Raw genomic sequence first — 20769 nt, forward strand, 5'->3', positions numbered from 1 at the left:
TTGTAAGGGCATGGCGTCTGATGCCCTTACGTTACAAAAAAATAAATAAAAAAGAATAAAAAACTATTATTAGTCATTATTAAATTAATAAAAATTAACTCATAAAAAATTTTCAAAAGAGATATTTTAGATAAATTTTAAAATTATTAAACAAATTCACTTCTTCTTTTTAAAAACATTCCTTACTGGACGAGTAATATCCTTAAAATACACATAACTTTTGTGTTTTCTAATATAATACCTCAAATATCTAAAAACCAGCTCTTCCCTCTGTTTGCAGTACTTCGCATATTCGTTTGCAAAAATTCTAGCTATTTTTTCATCTTCCATCATTCTTGAAACATTTTTCATTCTTTTATCCAGATTCAGTTTCACTCCAAATTTCATTCTATTTAAGTCAACCAGATAAAACTCGTAATTTCCACTTTTGTCCTTAATCAGCACATTTCCTGGTGAATAGTCTTCAAATTCGACACCGCTTTCATGTAAATCAAAAGAAAATTTTGCAAATTGCCTTATGATTTTTTCACGATTTTTTTCTACTTTTGCAAGCATTCTTTCGGTTTCTTCGCTTATCTTGTAGTTTTCTCCCTGCTCAGCCTTGTCCCGCTCAATATCCTCAGGCCAGAAAACTTCCCGGCAGGTAAAATCATATTTTAATTCCTCGCTTATATAATAACTGTTTTTTTTATTATTTTCGTTTACAAAATCATCAAAATATGCAATTGGTTCTGGAGTTTTTATTTTACATTCCAGCAATTTTTTTGCATATTCATAAGAACGCTTTGCTTTTGAGCCTTTAAACCTGTAGAAAAAATTTGTAATAAAATCTTTTTGTTTAAATTTTTTTATATTTATCATCTTTTTGGTTTCAAGGTTTTCACTCTTATTATTTTGTTTTTCCAAATTATTTTTAATATCTATTTCAAATCTTTTTATTTCATTTCTTCCTGGCTCTACAACATATTCTCCGCTTTTATCAAAATTTTTCAGTACATTTATCAATATTTTCTCATCATATTTTTTGTTAACTTCATAATTTTTTTCTTCCATTTAAAATCCTCATAATTTCTAAATTTTTTCGCTTTTATTTTTTTCAAGCCTTTTCTCATTTTTCCTTTCAAATTTTCTCTTATTTTTCTTTAATCTTTTTTTCAATTCCTTCAAAAACTCTTTGTCTTCTACCAATTTATCCATCTTGTCAACATACTCAAGTGCTTCATCATATTTATTCTGCAATTCCAGCACGTATACTAAATTCATATAATGACGAGAATTTTCAGGTTCTAAAATAATCATCTTATTACAAACCTTCTGTGCATTTTCATAATCTTCCGTTTTCACAAAAAATCTTCCCTGCAAATTTAGCATTTTTATTCTCGAAAGCCCTTTATTCTCATTCGTCGCATTTTCATAATTTAAAAGCAGAAGTTTTATTTCCTCAAACTCCTCCGCTCTAAACAATATCTCAAAATAATCTTCAAATATATAATCTTCCACATTTTCACAATTTATAGCGATATTATAATATTTTACAACTCCTTTTATATTATTTGAGTACGCCATTGTATCGCCCATTCGTGCATAGAGGGAAAATTCTTCGACTTCGTTAAATTTTGCATTTAAAAGTTTTTTGTATTCAGAAATTGCTTCGTCGTATCTGCCCATCATTGTAAGGCAATCACCTTTTTCCACGTATGCTTCTGAACTTTCAGGCTCCATTTCTATGGCCTTATCAATATTTTCTATCGCCTTTCTATAATACTTTAATAAAGCGTAGGACATTCCCATATTCAGATACACAAAATAATTTTTTTCTGTTTCCAGAAATTTTTTATAAAGCGAAATCGCCTTTTTCAATCGTCCAAGCGACTGATAGACAAATCCCAACGTAAAAAGCGTATCCCTGCTATCAGGATACTTTTGTTGCAGTTTTTCCGCATATTCCTTCGCCTGTTCAAACATTCCAAAGTCTGAATAAAGTTTGGAAAGTGCCATCAGTGCCGAATAATTATTTTCATCAATTTCAAGCACTGACTTTAAATATACAAGCGCATCGTCGAACTTGTAATTTTCCATTGATTTATCCGCTTCCTTCAATAACTCTTCTATATACATCTTTTCTCCATCTATATTTTAACTTTTTTAAAATCAACTTATAAAAACTAAACAATCGTAAAATCAAATAATATCAAAATTAATTATTAATCATATTTACCATTTCTATAAATTTAGACGGCTTCTTATCATACGGATTTGGCATAATGTCATCCGTTATCATAAGCCATCCTGCATTTCTTTGTCGAGAAAGCCTTACAATCTCAGCATATTCCTTAGGAGTCGCACTATGCACAATATGCCAGATATGTTTTGCATTTGACTGATTATTTTCAAAACTAGATTTTGGTTTTTCAAATTTGTTAATATATGTATTTGCACTTACCTCACTTGTCACAAAAATATCTAAAATTTTAAAGTTCCGTTTTTTTTAATAATACTATTTTTATCCGAGTTATATTATTTTAACATATTTTGATAAATAATTGTAATTTTTTAACAAAATAAAAAATAGTATAAAATCAATATCTCCTGTTATTCTCAAGCCTAAATTTCATATCCTTTCTTAATCTTCTCAAAGCCCACTTTCTCTCAATCTTAAAAACTTCCTCATTGTCACTCCCAATTTTATAGTCCACATAATTTTTTATAAATTTTTCCACATCTTCCCTCGACTCACTCCGAATTTCAAACTCATAATCTTCATTTAAAGAAATTTCCCTGTTTTTTTCAAGGCAGTAATAAAGCATATCATTGTAAGTCTGCTGTGCCAAGATGTCTCTTGCCTTGTAATATGTAGATTTGTCAGTATTTGTCATTCGGACTGCCTGTTTTTCGGAAATATACGGTTTATTTCTTATTAAATCAGCCATTTTCTGAAATTTTCGATTTTTCTCATTCATTCTACACTCAAAGCACATTTTCTCGCTATTTTCCTGCAAAAATAAAATTTTACAGTTTTTACACTCAATATATCCATTATTCTTTAGGTATTTTTCTCTTTTTTTGAGTTTTATTGCAATTTTTTCCAGCCTTCTAGCAATATCTTCATACTTTTTATCAATTTTATCAATATTCTCATGAATTTCCTCAACTTCTTCAGGCAAAAGCACAATATCTCTTACTTTTTCCGTAATTTTATTTTCAGAATCAATATTCCTATTTCTTTCCCTAACATTTCCTCTAGGGATTTCCCCAACCCGAATCGTCCCTCTATTTTCCTCATTTTCAATAAGTTCATCCAGCAAATCTCGCTTTATTTTGTAATTTATCTTCGAAAATTCAATACTTTCCAAAAATTTCCCATTCAAAAATGTGTTTACTTTTTCCTTTATCTTTTCCGCATACATTATCGTCGTATGGTAAATAACACCATCATTGATAACCACAACAAGATTCCCATTAAATAGACTTTTTGGATAAGTTTTCTCACCAATTGGCCCACTCACAATCTGCTTCCAATTTTTCTTGATTTTCCACAAAATATATTTTTCATTTTTCAAAAGCGAACTTCTTTTTTCAATTGCTTCCAGTGCCAAATTCTTTAAATCCTTAATTCCTTCCATTTTTCAACCCCTTTTTACTCATTAATAATCTTCCCCTTTTCCACAATAAATTTTTTCCCCTCTATTCCCAAATCCTCTGTCGAAGTTATAAAACATTGGATTTTTTTATTTACAAAATAACTTAAAATACTTTTTTTTCTCACTTCATCAAAATATGAAGCAATGTCGTCCATCAGAAATATCGGATATTCCTTTTTTTCCTTTATTAAAATATCAATTTCTGAAATTTTTAGCGAGAATATTATAGATTTTTTCTCTCCTTGCGAAGAATACGCCTTTGCATTTTTTCCATTCAGCTCAAAGATAAAATCATCTTTTTGAGGTCCGAGCAGGCTGTATCCAAGAAATTTTTCCCTTTCACTTTTCCTTTTACATAGCACTTCAAATTTTTCCTTCAGCTCTTCTCTAGTCTTCTTTTCCACATCCCCAAGAAAACAGTCGTATTTCAATTTTAATTCTGAATTTTCATCAAATAATTTACGATAATTCAAGTTTAACAAAATTGATATTTTTTTTATAAATTCCTGCCGATTTAAAACAATATTTAGCCCTTCCTCTATAAATTTTTCGTTGTAAATCTTATAAATTTCCTCGCCAGTCTTTTTTTCCTTTATAAGCTTGTTCCGCACCTTCAATATTTTCTCAAAATTCACAATCGACTGTAAATACTCTTTTTTTGCCTGCGAAATCTCGTAATTAAAAAAGTTTCTCCTAACACCAGGATTCCCAATAATCAGTTCAATATCCTCAGGAATAAATGAAATAATGTTAAGTAATCCTACATAGTTTATATATTTATCTTTTTCCCTATCAATATAAAAATCTTTCTTATCCTCATTAACATCAATAGCAATAGCATTTTCGGATAAATCTTTATTTTTATATTTCCCAAATACAATCAGCCTGTTGAAATTATACTTGCGAATCTCTTTCACTTTCTTAGTCCTAAAGCTTTTCCCAGTAGCTAAAAAATGAACAGCCTCAATAAGCGATGTCTTCCCCTGTCCATTCTTCCCATATATTAAATTAAAATACCTGTCAAACTTCAACTTCCCATCCGCAAGACAACGAAAGTTATTAAAACTAATCTGATCCAAATACATCGCTATTTCTTTCCCTTTCATACTATAACTATCTGTAACTGACTTTTACCACTTTTCTACAAAAAGCAACCCCAACAAAAGTAACATCCTTAACACCTCTATCTTTTAACCCAACATCATACTTCTTCTCCATTATCTGCTCTATCGCCTCTTCCGAGACTTTCTCCAGATTATCTTCATTTTTAACAACTTTAAACTCCAGAATAAACCCTCTATTGTTCTTATTCTTTGGCTCAATTACAACATCATACCTTCCAAGACCACTTTCTTCGTTAGATTTTACATAATAATGGTTATCCAGATAAAACATCATTCCTAATACTAATCCATGATAAAAGTCCTCATTTTTAGTATCCATAAAACTTGTTGATTTTAATAAAATATTCTGTAAATATTTTTGAAAAATATTAAATTTAAGGTTTTTAAGACCTTCCATAGCCTTTCTAAACATGCTTTCCCCAAAATTTACATCAATAAATTTCTTCCTAAAAAACTCCCTTACCTCCCTATTAGGCAGTCTCAAAGAATACACATCCTCATAGTCTTCCCCAATTTTTTCATCAATAGTTAAATATCCGCTAAATAAAAGAAGTTCCCAAATTTCCTCTTGCCCCAATAAACTGGATAAATCGGAATTACCACTGATATTTTCTTCAACAGTTTCTCCATTAAAAAGAGCTTCCAAAGTTTCCATAATTTCAGAATCTGTATTTTTCAAAATCTGATTTATCAAGAAATTCCCAGAAGTATCAATCCAGTGAGAACCAATTTTTTTAGATTTTAAAAATTTTAAAATACTCCAAGGGTTATACACATCAGAATCACCAAATTTGTAACCGTCATACCAAGCCTTAACATCAAAAAGTTCATACTTTACATCAAAATATTCAAGAGTTTCTTCAACTTCATCTTGATTAAAACCAAAAAAATCGGAATATTCATTTTCTAAAATAGAATAAACATTTAGATTGTTCAAGTCAGAAAATATTCCAGCCTTAATAACCCTTATAATCCCAGTCATAACTCCCATTTTTAAATACTGGTTAGTTTTCAGTGCTTCTCCGTAAAATACTTTAAAAAATGCGATGGCATCGCTATAATAATGATGTTCATAAGCAGAAAGCAAAGGACTGTCGTATTCATCAATTAATAAGATAACTTCTTTTTTATACTTCTGAAATAATATTCTAGTTAAAAACAGCAAGGCATTTTTTAACTCAGAAAAATCTGCATTGCCCAGTAAATACTTCTTAAATCTAGGCAAGTCATACTCATCCAAATCCTCTAAAAGATACTTGTACTCAGAAAACAATTCTAAAATCAGCAGTCTAATTTCCTGTATTGCTTCCTCCCAAGTTTTTGCCTTTATGCTTTTCAGTGAAATAAAAATTACTGGATACTGTCCCTGTTCAGATATATATTCAGATTTTTCAATATCAAGTCCATTAAATAACTTTCTATTTTCTTCTTTATTTTCAACATTAAAAAAATATTTTAACATCGACATATTAAGCGTTTTCCCAAATCTTCTTGGACGTGTGAATAACTTTATTTTTGATTTATCCTCTAAAATTTCTCCTATCCATTTTGTCTTGTCAATATAATAGCAATTCTCTTTTATTACTTCACTAAAATCTTCTACTCCAATTCCTATACCTTTTTTCATAAAAATCTCCCCTTAAATTCTCCACAGCCTGCTTTCACAACTATTTGTCTTTTTAGTAAATCAGCAAACTATTTAATGCTTTGTCCTTACAATAACTTTTTCTCCAGCAAACTCCACAATATCCCCATCATAAATTTTTTTCCCACGTCTAGTTTCCACAGCGTTATTTACCTTTACTTCACCATTCAAAATAAACATTTTCGCTTCCACTCCAGAACCTGTAAAATTTGCCCACTTCAAAAGCTGATCCAATTTTATAAACTCAGTATTTATAACAACTTCTTCAATTTCATTATCTATATTTTTCATTAATTTCCCTCCATAATTTATATTCATATTTTTTTAGTAAATTTGAACTAATATTACACTCAATCATTAATCAAATTAATGTTTAATTTTATTGTGGAAAATTCGATTTCTACGTTGAAAACTTTTCCCACAAATATTTCCACACATTTTCCACAGTTATGATATATTCTTATTTTTAAAGAATTCCTTTGTGAATTTTTTTCCTTCTCAAATTGTGAAATTGATTTTTTCATATATGGAGAAAATTTATATCTTTTTATTTTTATTATTTTATTACAACTTTTCTTTAATTTAAAATTAATCATTTTTGGTTTATCCACAAATGTGGAAAATTTTGTTTATTATTGTGGATATCTAAATTTTAGTTTTACACAATAAAATTTTATTTTCCCACAAAACTTGTTTTAATACAATATTTTTGATTAATTTTTTCAACAATTTTTGTGTATAAATTTTCAACATATAGTGGAAATTAATTTTTGTTTTTACACATTATAATTTTACAATTTATTTTATTAAATATAATTTAATTTTTTTACTAAATTTTTTTTATAAAAATAATCTGTGTAGAAAACTTTTTCAACTGTGGATAATTTTTAAAATATTATCATTTTTTCCCCACAAAATTTTCAACATTCTTTCCACATTTTCCACAATTTTTTTAAACTCTGAAAATCTTCTTGTTTAAAGCTTCAATTTCTTTTTTGAACGTAACATCTTCCTTCGTTTTCTTATCAATTTTTCTAATACTGCTTATAACCGTGCTGTGATCTTTTCCGCCAAAAAGTCCACCAATTGCTGTCAGGCTTAAATCCAATTCATCATTATTCTTTAACAGATACATTGCAATTTGTCTTGTTTCAACTATTTTTTTCTGACGTTTTTTAGATTTCATATCAGTTACACTGACACCATACTGTGCAGAAATCATTTCTATTACTTTTTTTGCTGTTACTTTAGACTGTTCTCGTTTTACGTTATGCATAAGCATTTCCTGCACAAGTTCTAACGTTATCTGTTCATCTAGAAGTTTTGCACGGGCATTTAAGTTTGTAAGCGTTCCTTCCAGTTCTCTTACGTTTGTATCAAGAGAATCTGAAATATATTCTAAAATGCTGTCGTCTATTTCGATTCCCTGTGCCTTTGCCATGTTTTTTAGAATCATCATACGAGTCTCATATCCTGGACTTTGGATTTCCACAGTTAGGCCTGACAAAAATCTTGATTCTAGACGTTTTGACAGATTTTTTATTTCCTTTGGCGACTTGTCACTTATCATTATTATCTGTTTTCCAAGTTCCTGCAACTTGTTAAATGTGTGGAAAAATTCTTCTTCCACAGTCCCTTCTCCACGTCCAAACACCTTTTCAAAAAATTGTATATCATCTAGAAGAAGTACATCTAAAGCACGGAATGTATCACGAAAATGCTGAATTCGTCCACTGTTCAAAACTTTAAAAAATTCATTTGCAAATTCTTCAGAAGTAGAGTAATAAACACGCTTACTTGGGTCATTTTCTAAAATTGCATTTCCTACAGCCTGCATAAGATGGGTTTTTCCAAGCCCTGAACTTCCAAAAATAAAAAGAGGGTTATAAACCGTTGGATTTTTTACAACTGCAAGACAGGCATTATATGCAAGCTTACTGTTTTCCCCAACAACAAAATTATCAAGCCTGTGCTTTGGATTTAGTCCTGTGTGAACAAGTGAAGCTTTTTCCATTGTTTCTTTTGGAAAACTGTGAGTTTCAGGCTTATATGACATCACATCCTGTTTTTTTATCTCAAAGTTTATCGTAACTTCTTCATCAGTCACAATTTCTATAATTTCTTCCATCTGGCTTTTATATTTTTCCATATTTTCCTTTATTAGCTTCGAATTACAAGTAAGAATAAAGACACTCTCTTCAAGTTTAGTTGCCTCCACATTTTCAAAAAACAGCTCAAATTCCCCTTCATTAACTCTTTTTTTCATAATTTTCTTAATTTTTTCCCACAATTTCACAACATCCATTTATTTTTTCTCTCCTTTTTTAACAGTATTCCTATAAATAAAAATTTTAAATTTCACAATAATTCCAGCCTTTCTATTTGCCTTAACTATAACATATATAAAATAAATAATCAAGATTTTCCACAAAAGTTTTCCACATGTTTTTCCACAAGAAGAAATATTAATTTTTTCAGTATTTACAATGCTTTATAACTTTTGTACAATTTTTTCCACAATAATTATATATAGTGATTTCTATTGCATTCCCACATATTATACACATAGTTTTCATTTTCCCACATAAGCTGTTGACAATCATGTGCGAAACTTTGTTGATAATATTTCTCCACAAAAATCAAATTTTTTTTCCACAGGATATTCTCTTGCAACCGGTCTATTTATATATGTTTCCACATTTCCACAGTGCATAATAATAATATATTTAATAATATATATAATATTAAATATTATAGGAGTGTGGATAAAAATAATTAACAAAAACTCTAAAAATCTTTTAATAAGCTAAATTTTAGTATAAAATTTACAAGTAGTTTTTTTTATTAGCTTTACAGTTAGATATTAAGAGAGTTTTATCATACTTTATGACACAAAGCATTAAACTTGACTTTTTTTTGAATATTGTATATAATGTCTATAAAAGACAATAATTTTTTTAAAATATAATAGAAAGGAAAAAGGATGACTAAAAGAACATATCAACCAAATAAAAGAAAAAGAAAAAAAGATCATGGATTTAGAAAAAGAATGCAAAATAAAAGCGGAAGAAATGTTTTAAAAAGAAGAAGAGCTAAAGGAAGAGCTAAATTATCAGCATAACCCGGTGTTAAATTCAACACTGGGTTTTTAAAAGCATTAATATCTAAACTAGAGAGCTTTTTAAAAGAAAAACGCTCTAAATTTTTTTAGACGTAAATTTATAAGCTCTCACTTATTTTAAATCAAAGAAGAGAAATATGTCTATTAATAAAATTAAGAAAACAAAAGATTTTTCATTAATATATAACAAATCAAAAAAGATGCATACAAAGTATGCTATTATTTTTATAAGTGAAAATAAGAATAACGACCAGCGATTTGGCTTTGTAGCCAGCAAAAAAACTGGAAATGCAGTTCAACGAAATAGAATCAAAAGAATTTTTAAAGAATTTGTAAAAATACATAAGGATAAATTTAGAAAAAATACTGATTATGTATTCGTAGGCAAATCTATTTTGAAAGATAATTTAAAAAATTTAAAGTATGGGGATATCGAAAAGGATATTATCAAGGTGGTAAAATGATGAAAAAAATATTGCTATATTTGTTAAAATTTTATCAAAAGGGCATTTCACCATATTTTGGAAGAAGATGCAGATTTTATCCAACTTGCTCAGAATATTCACGACAGGCAATTACAAAATATGGAGCATTAAAAGGTAGTTATCTGACAATAAAAAGATTACTAAAATGTCATCCTTTTCACAAAGGTGGCTATGATCCCTTAAAATAAAAAAGTGGAGGAAATAATATATGTTTAAAATACAGGCACTTGTTGATTTTGTCGTACATGTTTTAAATGCGATATATGGTGTTGTGGGAAATTACGGTATAGCAATAATAATTGTTACAATTTTAATGAGAATAATTGTATTTCCATTAACATTAAAACAGGAAAAGTCAATGAAAAAAATGAGGGAACTACAGCCTGAACTTGAAAAAATAAAAGAAAAATATAAAGATGATCCAAAAGAATACCAGCAAAAAACAGCAGAACTTTATAGAGAAAGTGGAGTAAATCCCCTAGGAGGATGTCTGCCACTATTAATTCAGATGCCAATATTTGTAGCGTTATATTGGGCTTTTAGCGGAAATGCAATTCCAGCAGACGCAAAATTCTTATGGTTTACATTAAAACAACCTGACAGATTATTTATGATAGGAAAATTTGCATTTAATTTATTACCAATCTTAAATGTAGGAGTGACGTATATTCAGCAGAAAATAATGACGAGCGCAACTAGTGGACAGGAAAGCAATCAGCAGATGCAGACAATGCTTTATATGATGCCTCTTATGATGCTGTTCATATTTTATAATATGCCGTCAGGGGTAACCTTGTATTACTTAGTTTCGGGAGCTTTGTCATTAGTTCAGCAGTATTTCATTTTGAAAGGAAGAAGTGATGATGGAAAAGATAGTATTAAAGGCACAAAATGAGGAAGAACTTAAAAATATGGTAAGCCGTTCATTGACTTTAAAAGAAGATGAAACTTATCAGGTAAAAGTTTTGAAACATCCTAAAAAAATATTGTTTATCAATATAAAAGGTGAATATGAAATCGAAATTGTTAAAAAATCGGATTTGAAATCGAGTGATGTAAAAACAGAAAAACCAAGAATACAAAATGAAGAGAAAATTTTCAAAAAAGAAAAAAAAGATGTAAGAAATCCAAATAATTATGATTCTAAAAAAAATAACATTAGAAAAAACTATAGAAATGAAAGCCCTGAAAATGAAGAAAAAGTTATTCAAAATAGTCAGGATGATACAAATATAGATAAAATCAGAGGATTTTTCAAGGAATTTATAGTAAATGCAAAATTAGATATAAAGATTATAAATGTAAAAAAAGAAAATAATGGTAAATATCTAGTTATTCTTGATGGAAAAGATATGAGATTTTTAATTGGTGAAAAAGGGAGTGCCTTAAATAACTTAGAATATTTAATCAGTACAACTAAAAAATTTAAAAATCTGAAAATTTCTATAGATTCTAATAATTATAAAGAAAAACGTGAAAAATCATTAAGAGATTTGGCCAGAAAAAAAGGTAAGGCAGTTTTAGCAACTGGAAATGCTGTAAAGCTGAACCCAATGGCTGCACGTGAACGTAAAATTATTCATGAAGAAATTTCATTTATGGAAGGGCTAAAAACTGAGAGTGTTGGGGAAGAGCCAAAAAGATATTTAGTGATTAGAAAATTAGATGAAAAAAATTAAACTATTGTGTTTAAAATTATAGGTAAAAAAAATAAAATTGAAAAATGATTTTAGAAAATAGAGGGATAAAATGTTGTTTGATACAATTGCGGCGATTTCCACTCCAAAAGGTGAAGGCGGGATTGCCATAATAAGAATATCCGGCGATAAATCATTTGAAATACTGGACAAAATATTTATTAAAAAAAACCCAAATGCTGATTTGGGTTTTTATAAATTAAATTATGGATTTATCAAGGATGGAGAAAAAATAGTAGATGAAGTAATGGCTGTACGGCTAAAAGCCCCAAAAAGCTATACTTGTGAAGATATTGTGGAAATAAATTGCCACGGCGGAACGCTTGTTTCAGAAAAAGTGCTTGAACTTGTGCTAAAAAATGGGGCAAGACATGCTGAAAGTGGAGAATTTACAAAGCGAGCATTTATGAATGGACGTATAGACTTGTCACAGGCTGAGGCGGTTATGGATATTATTCAGGGAAAAACAGAAAAGAGTGTATCACTGTCGCTCGATCAGTTAAGAGGGGACTTGCGTGATAAAGTTAATGAATTTAAGAAGGCTTTGCTAGATATTACAGCACATGTAAATGTAGTGCTGGATTATCCTGAAGAAGGAATTGACGATCCGTTGCCAGTAGAACTTAGAGATAATCTTGAAAAAGTATATGAAGAAGCAAATCGGTTAATTGACTCATATGACACAGGGAAAAAAATAAAAGAGGGAATAAAGACAGTTATTGTGGGAAAACCAAATGTTGGGAAATCTACATTGCTAAATGCCTTGCTTCATGAGGAGCGTGCCATTGTAACGCATATTGCTGGGACTACGAGAGATGTTATTGAGGAAATAATCAATATAAAAGGAATTCCATTAGTTCTAGTGGATACAGCAGGAATTAGAAAAACTGATGACATTGTTGAAAATATTGGTGTAGAAAAGTCTAAGCAGTTTATTGAAAAGGCTGATTTGGTACTTCTTGTACTGGATGCTTCAAAAGAGCTGGAAAATGAGGATATAGAAGTTATAAATCAGATAAAAGAAAATAAAAAGAAAGTTATAGTATTATTGAATAAGATTGATTTAAATAAAAAAATTAATCTTGAAGGGTATAACCTGGAAAATATTGTTGAAATTTCTGCAAAAGACAATATTGGAATTGAAGATATGCAAGAAAAAATCTATTCATACATTGTGGAAGAAGATGTGGAAAACTCATCAGAAAAACTAATAATTACAAATATTCGTCACAAAACTGCACTTGAGAAAACAAAAGACGCAATAAGAAATATTTTTGAAACAATAGATATGGGACTTCCTATGGACTTGATTTCTGTGGATTTGAAAGAAGCGTTAGATTCACTTTCAGAAATTACAGGAGAAATATCGTCTGAGGATATTTTAGATCATGTATTTGGGAATTTTTGTGTTGGAAAATAGGATTAAAAATTTTTTAGTTAGAATATTTTACAAAGATTATTTTAAGATTTGAAAAAAAATCTGCTTAAAATAGAATAGTAAAGTGTCAAAATTAAATCCAAGATTTACAATAGTTATGCTCAAACCTCAGTACTATTAATTTTATTAATGTAATGAGTAATTTGGATACATTTAATTTTTTTTAAGAATTTTTTTCTTTATAATAGTTTCATTTTTAGAATTATATAACTAATGATTTAAGATTATTATAAAAATTTAGATATTTTTATTTTTTAGAGAAAGATATTATAAATAAAAAATTATAGGAGATTATAATATAAAAATTTTTATTTTAAAATTAAAAAAATGTATAAAAATAAAGAGAATTATAATAAAAATAATAACATTTATAAATTTTTTTAGATTATAATAAATAATACTTATTCTATTTTAAATTTTATTTTCTTTTATATGACATAGAAAATTAGTATTAAATTAAAAAATATGTTATAATAATCTGAATTTTAAAATTAAATTTGAAATGTAATTTTTGAAGTTACAACGGAGTAAAAACAAAATTATATAGGGAAAGATTATTTAAAAGCTTTGTAAATAGATATTTTACAAATTTAAGCATAATAAATATTTTCTGAAATGGAAAATAAAAGAGGAATAGAGAGAGGAGATTTAATGAAGGTATTGATTTGTTCTGACAGCCACGAAAGGCTTGATTATTTTCAGCAAGTAATGGATCTGGAGAAACCAGAAATTGTAATTTTTGCAGGAGATCATAGTACAGACGCAATTGATATGTCGTTAGTCTATAGAGATATACTTTTTGCTATCGTAAAAGGAAATACTGATATGGATGACTATGAATCTAGAGAAACTAAAATATTTGATTTAATGGGGAAAAAGGTATTATTAACACACGGACATCTATTTAATGTAAAAACTACGCTTGAAGATCTGGAAAAGAAGGTACATCTAGAAAAAGCTGAAATTTGTGTTTTTGGACACACACACAGAGAATTTATGGTAGAAAAAAATGGAGTAATATTTGTAAATCCAGGAGCGTTGCAGGATAAAAAATATATGATTTATTATGGTGGTAAAAAGTTTGAACAAAAAATATTAAAATAATTTGAGCCATCGCTGGCTGTAGTTGGAATATAAGGAAGACATAATTATTGAGTAAAATTAAAATTATGTCTTTTTTATTTAATGCAATTTGCTAAAATTCTATTAAAATCATTTAAAAATAAATATTTTAAAAAATAGTATAAATATTGTTATGATGTTTTAAATATCGCATTTTACAATACTTTAAAATAATTTTTATTTTTTATAGATTTAGAATTAACTAAATTAAAAAAAAACTAAGGCAAATGAGATTATAACATTTTTTTTAAAATAATATTGACATTATTCTATGATAGGGTATACTTAAAACATAGGGAATAATTTATAATTTGAAGGGAGAGACAGAGATGATTAATTTAATTGTTGCGACACATGGAAAAATGTCGGAAGAGACTGTTAATCTAACGAAAATGGTTTTAGGTGAAAGCGAACAGCTTGACTTTGTAACATTTGTACCAGGTGAAGGTCCTGAAGATCTGATTGAAAAATATAATAATATTATTTCAAAATACAATGCTGAAGGGACATTATTTTTAGTAGATTTGTTTGGCGGAAGTCCTTATAATGCAGCTTGTAGAGTTGTTGCTGAAACTAAAAATACCGATGTAATAACAGGGGTTAATGTGCCAATGTTATTGGAAGTTTTAGATGCTAGGGAAGAAATCAGTGATGTTTCTAAATTAGTTCAAGTGGCAAAAAATTCAGGAATTAATGGAATTAAAATTTTTAGTGAATTATTTAGCGCAGATGTTGCTGATGACGATGATGATTCAGATGAACTGGATTTATAAAATAAAATATAGCAGAAAATTTAAAGCTGAAAATACAAAAATATAAACGAAAGGAGAGTTACTGAGAAATTTTTTATATTATACATGAATTTTTTCACAAAATTTTCAGTAACGTAATAGAATTATGGAATTAGTTTTAACAAGAATAGATTCAAGATTAATACATGGGCAGGTAGCAACTTCATGGGTAAAAGCTACAAAGCCTGAAGCAATTTTTGCTGTAAATGATGATGTGGCAGAAGATAAAATAAGAAAATCACTTTTATTGCAAGTGGCGCCAGAAGGAGTAAAATCATTTGTAATTCCAGTTGAAAAAGCAATTGCAGTTTATAACAATCCTAAATATGAAAAAACAAAAGTTTTGCTTTTAGTAACAAATCCAGCTGATGTGATAAGATTGATTGAAGGTGGAGTAGACATTAAAACAGTAAATGTTGGTGGGATGACTTATAAAGAAGGAGATAAATTAATTTCAAAAGCAGTTGCGATTAATAAAGACGATTTAGAAGCGTTTAAGAAACTGGATAGCATGGGTGTAGATCTTGAATTAAGACAGTTGGCTTCATCCTCACCAGAAAACCTTAACACAAAATTAGATTCTATCTCATTTGATTAAAAACTTGACAAAAACATAATTTAAAATGAAAACTATCTTTAGGAGGACAAAAATATGAATATTGTTCAGTTAATTTTGTTGGCACTTGTAGCAGCAATAACTGGTATGGGAAGTGTGCTTGATGAAAGACAGACTCATCGTCCGTTAGTAGCATGTACTTTAGTGGGATTTGTATTGGGAGATATAAAAACGGGGGTTATGTTAGGTGGTTCACTTGAAATGCTGGCACTTGGATGGATGAATGTTGGAGCAGCAATGGCTCCAGATGCAGCATTAGCCAGTGTAATTTCAGCAATACTGGTAATTGTAGGAAAACGGTCAATCCAAGAAGGAATTGCAATTGCAGTACCAATTGCAGCGGCAGGACAAGTCCTTACGATTTTTGTTAGAACTATAACAGTATTCTTCCAGCATAAAGCAGATGAATATGCAGAACAGGCTAATTTTAGAGGGATTGAGATGTGTCACTTTGCAGGACTGGCTTTACAGGCATTAAGAGTGGCAATTCCAGCTGTGTTAGTTGGTATGATTGCAGGAACAAGTATAGTGGAAAAAGCTTTAAATTCAATTCCAAAAGAAATAACAGGAGGACTTCAAGTTGCTGGAGGATTTATAGTAGTAGTTGGGTATGCGATGGTGATAAATATGATGGAAGCAAAAGCATTGATGCCATTCTTCTTTCTGGGATTTGTAGTAGCGGCGTTCGTAAAAGATATTAATTTGGTCGGATTAGGAATAATAGGATTGTGTGTGGCAATAATTTATATTCAATTGAATCCTAAATATCATCAAGTTGCTGTACCAAGTGGCGACGGAAATGTTGGTATTATAGAAGAAGCCGATGATGAACTGGAAGGACTATAGGAGGTAGGAAAAATGGCAGAAAATACAGAAAAAAAATTAACTGATAAAGATTTGAAAAGCATGTACTGGAGATCTACAACTTTACTAGGGTCTTTCAACTTTGAAAGAATGCAGTCAATGGGATTCTGCGTAACAATGATTCCTGCAATAAAAAGACTATATTCTAAAAAGGAAGATCAGGCAGCGGCTCTTAAAAGACATTTGGAATTTTTTAACACTCAACCATGGATAGGTTCAACTATAATGGGAGTTACAGCCGCAATGGAACAAGAAAAGGCAAATGGTGTAGATATTGACGACGCAACTATAAGTGGGATAAAAGTAGGACTTATGGGACCGCTTGCTGGAGTAGGAGATCCTATTTTTTGGGGTACAATACGTATAGTATTAGCGGCTCTTGGAGCTTCTCTTGCAATGAATAATGGAAATTTAGCAGGACCAATAATGTTTTTCTTGGGAATAAATATAGCGAGATTTTTAACAAGATGGTATGGACTAAAATATGGATATGAAAAAGGGACAGAAATCGTTGGAGATATGGAAGGTGGAGTTCTTCAAAAATTAACTCAAGGAGCTTCTATATTGGGACTTTTCGTAATGGGATCATTAGTTTCAAAATGGACTTCAATAAACGTTCCATTAGTGCTATCTAAATATACTAATCAGGCAGGAGAAGAAGTTGTAATTACAGTTCAAAGTATATTAAATGATTTATTACCTGGGTTATTACCATTATTACTTACATTTGGATGTATGCACTTGTTAAAGAAAAAAGTAAATCCTATTTGGATAATTTTTGGATTCTTTATAATAGGAATAGTAGGATTCTGGTTAGGAATTTTGAAATAATATGTTTAAAAAAATGATTGAAAAAGTGGAAAAATATGTGAAAGTTCCACCAAAAGAAGGGTATATAAAAAATAGTTCTATTTTAGTTACAGCACTTATGGTTATTGGAATGATTTTATATCCGCTTACTAAAGGATACGGGACAATAATAGCCTTAGTAGCGGCATTAATTGTTATGGTTGGGCAAAAACTATTAATAAAACAGGCTAAAAATGATTTTAAGGATATGTATTATGCCAAGGAAATGTACTTAAAAACTAAAAATACAGAATATCTGGATTTTATTATGGCACGTTCAAAACAGATGATTAACGACGTGAAAGTTTTGTCTGATAGAGCAAAAAGAGAAATAGCTGAACTTCAGCAGTTTGCTGAAAAATATAAGAAATAATTTTGTAATTATTTTGGCAATACAAGTTATAATTCAAAATATTTAAGAGAATACCTTATTGTGGGTATTCTTTTTTTGAATTAGAAATAGAAAATTTAAACTTTTTAATATATTTAAAGTGTGATATAATAAAAACATAAATTTTTATGGTAAAAATAAAGAAAAGTGAAGCAAACAGGAGGAAAAATGTTGGACAAATTGGCACACTTGAAAGAAGAAGTGTTAGCAAAACTTAAAGAAGTGGAAAATCTTGAGGAGCTGAATGACCTGAGAGTTAAGATATTGGGAAAAAAAGGGGAATTTACAGCTATTATGAAGGGAATGGCTGATATTGCAGCTGAAAAGCGGGCTGAATTTGGAAAAGTTACGAATGAAATAAAAAATGTACTGCAAAATAAATTTGAAGAAGTAAATACCGACTTAAAGGAAATTGCAAAACAGCAAAGACTGAAAAATGAAACTATAGATGTGACTTTGCCAGGAAGAAAGGCTAACGTGGGTTCGCTTCATCCGCTTACAAAGACAGTTATGGAAATAAAAGACATTGTTTCTACAATGGGATTTGACATTGTGGATGGACCAGAAGTAGAATATGTAAAATATAATTTTGATGCATTAAACATTCCAAAAACACATCCTTCACGTGAAATTTCAGATACATTTTACATCGAAGAAGAAAATGTTGTATTAAGAACACAGACTTCTGGTATGCAAATTAGATATATGGAAGACAGAAAACCACCATTTAGAATGATTTCGATTGGGAAAGTTTACCGTCCAGATTACGATGTGTCACATACGCCAATGTTTCATCAGATGGAAGGACTTATGGTTGGAGAAGACGTTTCTTTTGCTAATTTTAAAGCGATTTTGGAAAATATCGTGAAAAAAATATTTGGAGAAGACAGAAGAGTAAGATTTCGTCCGCATTTTTTCCCATTCACAGAACCATCGGCTGAAATGGATGTAGAATGTGGAGTTTGTAAAGGAGCTGGATGTAGAGTTTGTAAAGGAACTGGATGGCTTGAAATTTTGGGAAGCGGAATGGTAAATCCGAAAGTTCTGGAAGGTGTTGGAATTGATCCGAAAAAATATCAAGGTTTTGCATTCGGGCTAGGACTTGAAAGAATCACGATGCTTAAATATGGAATTGATGATTTGAGGGCATTTTTTGAAAATGATGAGAGGTTTTTGAATCAATTTTAGGATTTAATTAGTGTAATTCAAAAAAAAAACATGAAAATACGCAGATTTGAAGAAAAAGACGCTAAAAAAGTATCTGAATTGATTATTGATACACTGCGAAAAACAAATATAAAAGATTATTCTGCTGATTTAATAGAAAATTATGTAAATAATTTCCAACCTGAAAATGTTCTTAAAAGAGCTTCGTGGACACATTTTTATGTTGCTGAAGAAAAGGGTAATATTATTGGATGTGGAGCAATTGCACCATATTGGAATAAAATTGATGAAAGTTCTTTATTTACTATTTTTATCTCGCCTGAATATCAGGGAAAGGGAATAGGACGAAAAATTATTGAAATATTGGAAAAAGATGAATATTTTTTAAGAGCCAAAAGAATTGAGATACCTGCGTCCATTACTGCTGTCCCATTTTATAAGAAAATGGGATATAGCTACAAAAATGAAGTAAATAAAGCAGATGATGAAGGAATTGTAAGAATGGAAAAATTTAGAAAAGATAAAGAGAGATAATTTTTGAAAATGAAAGAAAAAATATTAGGAAAAACAGTTGGAAAAGCTGGAATTTCACAAGTTTTAATTATAAAAAGCACATTTATTATGGCAATTTGCATTGTTTTGGGATTTTTCCTTGTAATTTCGTCGCTTGTAAACTGGGGAAAAAGTTATTTTGAGTTTTTATTCTGGATTGGAATATTCATTGTATCACTTGCACCAATTCAGTTTTTATGGCTGAAAATGGAAGAAAGTTCAGTTGGGAAATATATTTTTTATGAAAACGGCTTTGAAGATGTCTTGAAAAAGAAACAAATATTTTTTGAAGATGTGAAAAATTATTTCTATTTAAATTTAAAAAATGGTTCTGATAATGTTGAATTTCTTGTTATTGAAGTGGAAAATAAAGAAAATTTAATAAAAAATCATTTAGAAAAAATTACAATAAATTTGAAATTAAACAGGGTGGCTTCAAAATTGTTTGTAAAAAATTATGTTGAATTTGTTTTGAAGAATGAATTTCATGAAAATGTGAAAAATAAGGATAATTTTGACTTTAAATTCGGAATTATTGAAGAAAATAATTTAATGAAAGACAAAATTTTTAGTTTAAATATGGATAAAAACTTAGAAAAAGTAAAAATATATAACAATATTTTTTTAAACAAAGATGGAATTAGAGTGGAATATCAAAATGGAAAACTTTTAGAAAATTATTTTTGGAAAGAAATTGGAAAAATTACAGTTTTAGAAAATAAGAATAATAAAAATATACAAATTGAGAAGAAAACTGGAGAAGTAGTTTTTTCAAAAAATATGAAATATATAGAAAAACCTGAATTATTTATAAAAATAATAAAAATATATTTTTTGAATTTTGATTTTAGATTTGTAGATTAATAATTTTTTTTTCATATTTATTTTTAACGCAAGGGCATCAAACGCCATGCCCTTGCATCCCCGCTTTATGCAAAACTTTCTTATAAAAGAAAAAGAAAACTCGCTTTTGAATATAAGTTTTTCTAATATTGATAAATAGATTTTATTTAAAATATTTTTCAAAAGATCAGACAATTCTTTTTCCTTTAACGAAATTTTGCTTAATATTTTATTTAACTCAATTATCTACTGAAATTTAAGTTAAGAATGTCGTGATTTTTTTGGAATGAAAACGATTAAACACATTTATGTGTTTCTTTCGCAAAAACTCTTATAGCAAATATATTTTATAGAGTTGTTCTAATCTTCATTTTCGAAAGTGAGTGTTGGCGAGTTTCGTTTTCGTAGTAATCAAGGTTTATT

The 20769-nt window shown here is 29.0% G+C and carries 23 protein-coding genes; 15 read left to right on the forward strand and 8 right to left on the reverse strand.

All coding sequences use genetic code 11. From position 1 onward, the window contains the following. Positions 1-156: 156 nt before the first annotated feature. The 8 genes from HMPREF1552_RS02070 to dnaA all read right to left on the reverse strand — a co-directional run bounded on the left by HMPREF1552_RS02070 (position 157) and on the right by dnaA (position 8715). Positions 157-1053: a hypothetical protein gene (locus HMPREF1552_RS02070; RefSeq protein WP_021743387.1), complete on the reverse strand. Its 897-nt coding sequence runs from the start codon at positions 1051-1053 to the stop codon at positions 157-159. Between the two features lie 18 nt (positions 1054-1071). Further along, positions 1072-2118: a lipopolysaccharide assembly protein LapB gene (locus HMPREF1552_RS02075; RefSeq protein WP_021743388.1), complete on the reverse strand. Its 1047-nt coding sequence runs from the start codon at positions 2116-2118 to the stop codon at positions 1072-1074. Positions 2119-2197: 79 nt separating this feature from the next. Next, positions 2198-2455, reverse strand: coding sequence for a hypothetical protein (locus tag HMPREF1552_RS02080; protein WP_021743389.1), 258 nt, complete (start codon positions 2453-2455; stop codon positions 2198-2200). Positions 2456-2579: 124 nt separating this feature from the next. Further along, positions 2580-3623 (reverse strand): DciA family protein, encoded by a 1044-nt coding sequence (locus HMPREF1552_RS02085; RefSeq protein WP_021743390.1) that lies wholly within the window; start codon positions 3621-3623, stop codon positions 2580-2582. 14 nt (positions 3624-3637) lie between these two features. Further along, positions 3638-4726 carry a DNA replication/repair protein RecF gene (locus tag HMPREF1552_RS02090; protein ID WP_039900974.1) on the reverse strand — a complete coding sequence of 363 codons (1089 nt, stop codon included), beginning with the start codon at positions 4724-4726 and terminating at the stop codon, positions 3638-3640. 28 nt (positions 4727-4754) lie between these two features. Further along, the gene (locus tag HMPREF1552_RS02095; RefSeq protein WP_021743392.1) at positions 4755-6392 is read right to left on the reverse strand and encodes an AAA family ATPase; all 1638 of its coding nucleotides are present in this window, start codon (positions 6390-6392) and stop codon (positions 4755-4757) included. A 72-nt stretch (positions 6393-6464) separates the two neighbouring features. Then, positions 6465-6701: a S4 domain-containing protein YaaA gene (gene yaaA, locus HMPREF1552_RS02100; RefSeq protein ID WP_196808111.1), complete on the reverse strand. Its 237-nt coding sequence runs from the start codon at positions 6699-6701 to the stop codon at positions 6465-6467. A 661-nt stretch (positions 6702-7362) separates the two neighbouring features. Beyond that, the gene (dnaA, locus tag HMPREF1552_RS02110; protein WP_021743395.1) at positions 7363-8715 is read right to left on the reverse strand and encodes a chromosomal replication initiator protein DnaA; all 1353 of its coding nucleotides are present in this window, start codon (positions 8713-8715) and stop codon (positions 7363-7365) included. Between the two features lie 678 nt (positions 8716-9393). On the opposite strand from dnaA, the gene rpmH reads away from it, so the two are divergent. From rpmH to HMPREF1552_RS02185, 15 genes are all read left to right on the forward strand, one after another. Next, a complete protein-coding gene (gene rpmH / locus HMPREF1552_RS02115) occupies positions 9394-9531 on the forward strand; it encodes a 50S ribosomal protein L34 (RefSeq protein WP_006805377.1) in 138 nt (45 codons plus the stop codon). A gap of 137 nt (positions 9532-9668) precedes the next feature. Beyond that, the gene (gene rnpA, locus HMPREF1552_RS02120) at positions 9669-9995 is read left to right on the forward strand and encodes a ribonuclease P protein component (protein ID WP_021743397.1); all 327 of its coding nucleotides are present in this window, start codon (positions 9669-9671) and stop codon (positions 9993-9995) included. Further along, positions 9995-10204 (forward strand): membrane protein insertion efficiency factor YidD, encoded by a 210-nt coding sequence (gene yidD / locus HMPREF1552_RS02125; protein WP_039900976.1) that lies wholly within the window; start codon positions 9995-9997, stop codon positions 10202-10204. Before rnpA ends, yidD begins: the two co-directional genes overlap by 1 nt. Positions 10205-10224: 20 nt before the next feature. Next, a complete protein-coding gene (locus HMPREF1552_RS02130) occupies positions 10225-10911 on the forward strand; it encodes a YidC/Oxa1 family membrane protein insertase (RefSeq protein WP_021743399.1) in 687 nt (228 codons plus the stop codon). After that, positions 10877-11695 carry a R3H domain-containing nucleic acid-binding protein gene (locus tag HMPREF1552_RS02135; RefSeq protein ID WP_021743400.1) on the forward strand — a complete coding sequence of 273 codons (819 nt, stop codon included), beginning with the start codon at positions 10877-10879 and terminating at the stop codon, positions 11693-11695. Before HMPREF1552_RS02130 ends, HMPREF1552_RS02135 begins: the two co-directional genes overlap by 35 nt. 70 nt (positions 11696-11765) lie before the next feature. After that, the gene (gene mnmE / locus HMPREF1552_RS02140; RefSeq protein WP_021743401.1) at positions 11766-13133 is read left to right on the forward strand and encodes a tRNA uridine-5-carboxymethylaminomethyl(34) synthesis GTPase MnmE; all 1368 of its coding nucleotides are present in this window, start codon (positions 11766-11768) and stop codon (positions 13131-13133) included. A gap of 669 nt (positions 13134-13802) precedes the next feature. Next, on the forward strand, positions 13803-14255 hold the full coding sequence (locus tag HMPREF1552_RS02145; RefSeq protein ID WP_039900977.1) for a YfcE family phosphodiesterase: 453 nt from the start codon (positions 13803-13805) through the stop codon (positions 14253-14255). Between the two features lie 347 nt (positions 14256-14602). Further along, positions 14603-15046, forward strand: a complete 444-nt coding sequence (locus HMPREF1552_RS02150) for a PTS sugar transporter subunit IIA (RefSeq protein WP_039900978.1) — start codon at positions 14603-14605, stop codon at positions 15044-15046. A gap of 124 nt (positions 15047-15170) precedes the next feature. Next, positions 15171-15662 (forward strand): mannose/fructose/sorbose PTS transporter subunit IIB, encoded by a 492-nt coding sequence (locus HMPREF1552_RS02155; protein ID WP_021743404.1) that lies wholly within the window; start codon positions 15171-15173, stop codon positions 15660-15662. Positions 15663-15716: 54 nt separating this feature from the next. Continuing rightward, positions 15717-16526, forward strand: a complete 810-nt coding sequence (locus HMPREF1552_RS02160) for a PTS mannose/fructose/sorbose transporter subunit IIC (protein ID WP_021743405.1) — start codon at positions 15717-15719, stop codon at positions 16524-16526. 12 nt (positions 16527-16538) lie between these two features. Continuing rightward, positions 16539-17375, forward strand: a complete 837-nt coding sequence (locus HMPREF1552_RS02165; RefSeq protein ID WP_021743406.1) for a PTS system mannose/fructose/sorbose family transporter subunit IID — start codon at positions 16539-16541, stop codon at positions 17373-17375. A gap of 1 nt (position 17376) precedes the next feature. Beyond that, complete coding sequence (locus tag HMPREF1552_RS02170; RefSeq protein WP_021743407.1) at positions 17377-17766, forward strand: hypothetical protein; 390 nt, start codon at positions 17377-17379, stop codon at positions 17764-17766. 186 nt (positions 17767-17952) lie between these two features. Beyond that, a complete protein-coding gene (pheS, locus tag HMPREF1552_RS02175) occupies positions 17953-18972 on the forward strand; it encodes a phenylalanine--tRNA ligase subunit alpha (protein WP_039900980.1) in 1020 nt (339 codons plus the stop codon). Positions 18973-19002: 30 nt separating this feature from the next. After that, positions 19003-19485 (forward strand): GNAT family N-acetyltransferase, encoded by a 483-nt coding sequence (locus HMPREF1552_RS02180; protein ID WP_021743409.1) that lies wholly within the window; start codon positions 19003-19005, stop codon positions 19483-19485. 9 nt (positions 19486-19494) lie between these two features. Then, entirely contained in the window at positions 19495-20367 is an 873-nt protein-coding gene (locus HMPREF1552_RS02185) for a hypothetical protein (RefSeq protein WP_021743410.1), read from the forward strand. Positions 20368-20769 lie beyond the last annotated feature (402 nt).

The sequence above is a fragment of the Leptotrichia sp. oral taxon 879 str. F0557 genome (assembly GCF_000469385.1).
In the GTDB taxonomy this organism is placed as follows: domain Bacteria; phylum Fusobacteriota; class Fusobacteriia; order Fusobacteriales; family Leptotrichiaceae; genus Leptotrichia; species Leptotrichia mesophila.